At 65.4% G+C, this 5,412-nt stretch carries 6 protein-coding genes; 4 read left to right on the top strand and 2 right to left on the bottom strand.

The features are described from left to right. The 4 genes from MJ783_RS10255 to MJ783_RS10270 all read left to right on the top strand — a co-directional run. The coding region (locus tag MJ783_RS10255) for a thiopeptide-type bacteriocin biosynthesis protein (protein WP_239310161.1) at positions 1-736 on the top strand (736 nt) is incomplete at its 5' end. Further along, positions 733-1,971 carry a lanthionine synthetase C family protein gene (locus MJ783_RS10260; protein ID WP_239310162.1) on the top strand — a complete coding sequence of 413 codons (1,239 nt, stop codon included), beginning with the start codon at positions 733-735 and terminating at the stop codon, positions 1,969-1,971. The genes MJ783_RS10255 and MJ783_RS10260, both read left to right, overlap by 4 nt. A gap of 15 nt (positions 1,972-1,986) precedes the next feature. After that, entirely contained in the window at positions 1,987-2,841 is an 855-nt protein-coding gene (locus MJ783_RS10265; protein WP_239310163.1) for a thiopeptide-type bacteriocin biosynthesis protein, read from the top strand. A 412-nt stretch (positions 2,842-3,253) separates the two neighbouring features. Next, a complete protein-coding gene (locus MJ783_RS10270) occupies positions 3,254-3,985 on the top strand; it encodes a hypothetical protein (protein WP_239310164.1) in 732 nt (243 codons plus the stop codon). A 30-nt stretch (positions 3,986-4,015) separates the two neighbouring features. Here MJ783_RS10270 and MJ783_RS10275 read toward each other — a convergent pair whose 3' ends face one another. Both MJ783_RS10275 and MJ783_RS10280 read right to left on the bottom strand, forming a co-directional pair. Then, on the bottom strand, positions 4,016-4,240 hold the full coding sequence (locus tag MJ783_RS10275) for a DUF397 domain-containing protein (RefSeq protein WP_239310165.1): 225 nt from the start codon (positions 4,238-4,240) through the stop codon (positions 4,016-4,018). Next, positions 4,237-5,097 carry a helix-turn-helix transcriptional regulator gene (locus MJ783_RS10280; protein ID WP_239310166.1) on the bottom strand — a complete coding sequence of 287 codons (861 nt, stop codon included), beginning with the start codon at positions 5,095-5,097 and terminating at the stop codon, positions 4,237-4,239. The genes MJ783_RS10275 and MJ783_RS10280 overlap by 4 nt, the downstream gene beginning before the upstream one ends. Between the last annotated feature and the right edge of the window lie 315 nt (positions 5,098-5,412).

A 5,412-nucleotide genomic window follows, 5' to 3' on the forward strand; every position in this document is an offset into this window, starting at 1 on the left:
GAACGAACTGGGTGAATTGCTAACGACAGCCCCGGCGCGGTCCTGGTTCGTGCGCTACCACGATCCCGCCGAGCATCTGCGTGTGCGGCTCCTTGTCCCCGCCGACGGCTACGCGCAAGCCGCCACCCGGATCGGCCTGTGGACCCAGCGCCTGCGCCGGGCCGGTCTGATCTCCCACGCACAATGGGACACCTACTTCCCCGAGACCGCGCGATTCGGGGGCGCGGCGGCTATGGACGCGGCCGAGGCGTACTTTGCCGCCGACTCCGCCGCCGCACTGACGCAACTTGCCGCCAGCCGCGAGAAAGGCGGTCCCGATACACGCGCCCTAACCGCCGCGAGCATGCTTGACATCGTGATCGGCTTGCTCGCCGACCCAACCGCGGCGATGAGCTGGCTGATCGGCCACACCCGGACGGAACCGTCCGCACCCGCCCGAGAACTCTACAAGCAGGCCCTTGCGCTGGCGAATCCGATTGATCAGCGTGAGCTGGCCGCACAGCCAGGAGGCACGCACGTCGTCTCCCGCTGGGCGCTGCGGCGCGAAGCACTTGCCACCTACCGGCGGGTGCTCGAAGAGACCAGCGCCGCGGATCCCAGCGTCCTGCTGCCCGATCTCCTGCATCTTCACCACGTCCGCATGGCCGGAACCAGCCCAGCGGGCGAACGCGCGTGTCTGCACCTGGCTCGCGCCGCCGCGCTGAGCTGGACCGCGCGAGCGAGGAATAGATCATGATCCGATCAAACCCGGACGCGCTGGCCGTGGCGGACTCCATCGCCGAAGCGCTAGCCGACCCGCGCACCGCGTGGGCCGCCGCACCGTCGACCGGAGGAAGGGCTTGGCCGCAGTCCCTCGCCAGCGGTGCGGCGGGCATCGCCCTGCTGCATATCGAACGGGCTTACTCCGGCCGTGGCGACTGGACTACGGCGCACGCCTGGCTGTCCGCCGCAGCCTCCAGCGAAATCACCGCGGCGGCCAACGCCGGATTGTTCTTCGGGGCTCCCGCCCTGGCATATGCCAGCCATCTCGCCGCCGGACCATCGGGCAAATACCGCCGTGCCCTCAACAAGCTCGATCGGGCCGTCATCGCGATGACGCGAAGTCGCCTGATCGCGGCAAACGCGCGAATCGACCGCGGTCAACGACCCGCGATGAAGGAGTTCGACCTCATCCGGGGCCTGGCCGGAATGGGCATTTACCATCTTCGTCGCCACTCAGAGCACGAGATCGCCAGCGCACTGTTCACATACTTGGTACGGCTGACCCAACCGCTCCGCGCGAAAGGCGATTTCCCACCCTGGTGGACCGACGTAGCACCCAACGGCGAGCCAAGCCCAGAATACCCGCGGGGCCACGGGAACTTCGGACTCGCGCACGGCATCGGCTCCGTTCTGGCACTACTCTCCCTGGTCCGCCTTCGAGGCTTACCGGTTGTCGGGGCTGACGAAGCAATAGCACGAATCTGCGCGTGGACCGACCTGTGGCGCCAACACGGCGATGCCGGTCCGTGGTGGCCAGGATTCATCACCGTCAACCAGGTCCGCGAGCGCCGCGTCGAGCCGACGCTACGACCGCGGCCCTCGTGGTGTTACGGGATCAGCGGTACCGCGCGCGCCCAGCAACTCGCCGGCATGGCCCTCGGCGACGCGGCACGGCAGCAGGCCGCGGAAAGCGCGTTGCTCGCGGTGCTGCGGGACCACACACAAATGGATCAGCTGCCCGAGATCGGGCTGTGTCACGGAACAGCTGGACTACTCCAAGCCACCTGGCGGATGGCCACCGACACCCGAAACTCTGACATCGCCTCCGAACTCCCTGGCCTGACAGCAAGACTAATCAGACAAATAGATCATCCCATACGTAACCCCGAACTTCTCGACGGCGCGGCCGGGGCCGCGCTCGCCCTGCATACCGCAGGCACCGGTACCGTCCCGATATCCGGCTGGGATGCGTTCCTCCTACTAACCTGACCTGGAGCCGACAACATGGACACCTGCCCCTGGCACCAAGTCGACGTTGCCTTTGCCGACTGGGCGCGTGCCGAGAACACTGCCCTAACCCACCTGGCCCCCGTTCTGGACACAGCCGAGACCAATCAGCTCATTGCATCCTGGTACTTTGTGCGCAAAGCTCCGTGCTGGCGGATTCGCTATCTGCCCCACCGACCGGCAGGAACGGCGCAAACGTACATCCAGCGCCACCTCGACGACCTCAAACGCGCACGTCATATCGAAAATTTCACCCCCGCCATTTACGAGCCTGAAATCCACGCATTCGGCGGAATCGAAAGCATGGATACCACCCACCGTCTCTTTCATCGCGACAGCCGGCACCTGCTCACCTATCTCCAGGACACGAAGCATGCGCCAGCCAGCAGGCACCGCCGTGAGCTGTCAATCATCCTGTGCGCGAACCTGCTCCACACCGCTGGACTCGACTGGTACGAGGAAGGAGATGTCTGGGCCCGGGTAGCTGCTCACCGCGAACCACCTGAGCGAGTCTCCGAGGACAAAGCTGACTTACTGCAGGTTCGCTTGCGACGGCTACTGAGCGTCGACACTGGCGGCCTGACAGGTGGCGGCTTCCCCCTCGCCTTCGCCAATGGATGGGCCCGCGCTTTTGCCGCCGCTGGAACGGAACTGGCCGACCTGGCGGCCCACGGGCTGCTCCATCGCGGATTGCGCGCGGTCCTAGCCCACCACATCATATTTACCTGGAACCGGCATGGAATTCCACACGCTACCCAGGCCGTGATCGCCTATACAGCCAAAACTGTAGTGTTCGGGCCTGATCTCACAGCGGATCATCAAACTCGGAAAATGGCAGACTGTGAACAGTGACCGCGCGGACCAGCTGACCGAGAACGATCTCGCTTGGTTTCCGCTTGTGCAACGCACCCGCCCTCCGGGCCTTCCCTTGGAGATCAGGGTCAGACAATTGCGGGACCTGGTCGCACAGGCAGAAAGCAACGATCAATGTTCCCGCGCGGCCGAAGTATGCAACAAAGCCGCATTGATCGCCTCAGACTGCGGACAGTCGGAACTCGCCCGATCCCTGTGTTGGCGACAGTACGACGTATTCAATCAAGCGCGACCATTACCCACCTCAACCACCGAACTCGCCCTCCAGCCGGTATTGAACCTGCCGCGCCAGCTGATTCGCGAGGGTGACGGCGATGGCGCCTACGCGATGCTCCACGCCCTCTACCGTGCCGCACGCGGCCGAACGGAAGCCATGATCGACGGACGATATGTGAGCCTCCGGAACGTCACGTGCGCTGCCGACGATCATCGGCTGACCTGCACGGTGATCTGGGCGGCGCTCCTAGCCGACGGTGCCCGTGCGCTCGCACGGGCCGGACGCTGGCAAGAAGCCGCGCAGCGCGCGGCGGCCCACCGCGGCGTCGGCAGACGACCGCTCGACGGCCGGCAAGTCACGATCCTGGCGCTCGCGCAGAACGGTCAGCCAGAGCAGGCCGCCGCTCTGGTCGAGCAGAGTGTTACCCTCGAACCCTGGGAGCGCGCGGTGCAAAGTCTCCTACGCGTCCACTGTCTGCGCGCGGCCGGCGCCGACGCCAGCCTCCACATCTCGCCGATGCTCACAACCGTGCTCTACGTGCTGCGACAGCCGGACCCGTCCACCGCGGTGTTCCGCGCCAGGGCTGGCATGATCGCGCTTGGTCTCGCCCACCAGCACGATGATCCGCAGGTCCAAGCACTACATGAAGCGCTGATCGATAGTGCGTTCGGTGACACATACGTAGCCCGGGACGCGCTCGCCCACCGGATCTTGCCCGAGAAAACGACAGCAGGCCAGGCCCGGGACCTGGCCGATCTAGTCAGGGCCTCCGGGCTCGGCGCTGGAGCGATCCCCGAGCCGATGTACGGCGACTTGATGGACGCGGCGGCATCTGCCGAAGATCAACTAAGAGCTGATCTGGATCAGCTCAACGCGGACAGTCGCGGTAGCACAGCGGCAAGCTGAGCGGCGCACCAGCTCACGCACGAGAAGGCGTCAGTCGAACTGCCTGTCGCGAACGCCTGCGAGGAAGGCCATCCACTCGGCCTTCGTGAACTCAAGTACCGGACCATGAGGGTCCTTGGAGTCACGGACAGCCCGGCCCTCGCCGGGGGTAACAGCGACTTCGACACAGTCGCCTCCGTTGCCGCCGCTGTAGCTGCTCTTGCGCCAGACGAGTTCAGCAGGGACGCGGGTGGGGTCGTATGGGGTGGTACTCATGTCAGTGCCTCCACCGCCTCAACGATCAGTTCGCGGGACCGTTCTGGGTCGAGGGCGGCAGCCCGCAGACGGTTCATGGCCAGCTTATACCGGCGCAGATCGGGCTCCCGCTCCAGGTAGAGCCCACTGTGGAGCTGATCCATGTGAACGACCTCACCGCCCGTCGATCCGGCGAAAGTCATGATCGTGAATGGGTAGCCGAAAGCGGCATAGGCGCCGAACGTGAAGGGCAGCACCTGGATGGTGATGTTCGGCTGCGTCGCGCAACTCGCAAGATGATCGAGCTGCGCTCGCATGACATCGACGCCACCAACGTGGCGCCGCAGGACGGACTCGTCGAGGACGGCCCAGAGAGTCAGGGGGTCCTCGCTGCCGAGCCGCTTCTGACGTTCCATGCGGACGGTGACCCGCCGGTCGATCTCGTCGTCGTCCAGGCTGGTGTTGGCTGCCCGGAGGATCGCACGGGCGTACTCGGGCGTCTGTAGCAGGCCGGGAACGATCTGCGTCTCGAACTTGTCCACGCTCACCGCGCTGTTCTCCGCGGCCATGAACCGCTCGAACCACCGGGGCACGGCGTCGGGAAAGCTGTGCCACCAGTCCCGCTGGCGAGAATCCCGCACCAGGTCGAGCAGTTGGCCACGGAGGTCGTCACTCGTCACGCGATAGCGGTCCAGCAGCTTCGTGACATCCCGAGTCCGATGGACGCCGACTCCGGTCTCCATCCGACTGATCTTCGAGCCCGAACAGCCAAGGTGCTCCGCGGCTTCGTCGATGGTGACATCAGCTGCCTCTCGCAGACGGCGCAGCTCGGCACCGACCTGACGGCGCCGCATCGTTGGGCTCGTCTCGCTAGGCACGAACCGCTCCTTTTCTCGGGCGAGGTGACGACAAGTCTGGCACACCCGACCAGGCACCGCCAGCGCATCCCATGGCAAGGCCAACTCGAACGAAGCGTACTGCTGCGCATTGCATCCTGGGGCTGGCAAGCCTACGTAAGGGGGCGCGCTGGCGGGTGCAAGCGTCGCGCCGGGCAGTGCCGATCAGGTGCGGCATCCACTGGCCCGGCGGAACAGGTCTGCCGGCAGGCAGTCCCGACACTGGCGATCTTCTAGTACCGCCGACCATGTATGCATGGTCTCACTCTCCGCGTTCGTTACGCGCTGAAAAACGAT

Origin of the sequence: Protofrankia sp. Cj3 (assembly GCF_917627355.1) — a bacterium.
In the GTDB taxonomy this organism is placed as follows: Bacteria; Actinomycetota; Actinomycetes; order Frankiales; family Frankiaceae; genus Protofrankia.

What these genes read in the sequence shown, in the direction of transcription:
- MJ783_RS10265 (WP_239310163.1), top strand. Translation starts at nt 1,987, where the DNA reads ATGGACACCTGCCCCTGGCACCAAGTCGACGTTGCCTTTGCCGACTGG.
- MJ783_RS10275 (WP_239310165.1), bottom strand. Translation starts at nt 4,240, where the DNA reads ATGAGTACCACCCCATACGACCCCACCCGCGTCCCTGCTGAACTCGTC.
- MJ783_RS10260 (WP_239310162.1), top strand. Translation starts at nt 733, where the DNA reads ATGATCCGATCAAACCCGGACGCGCTGGCCGTGGCGGACTCCATCGCC.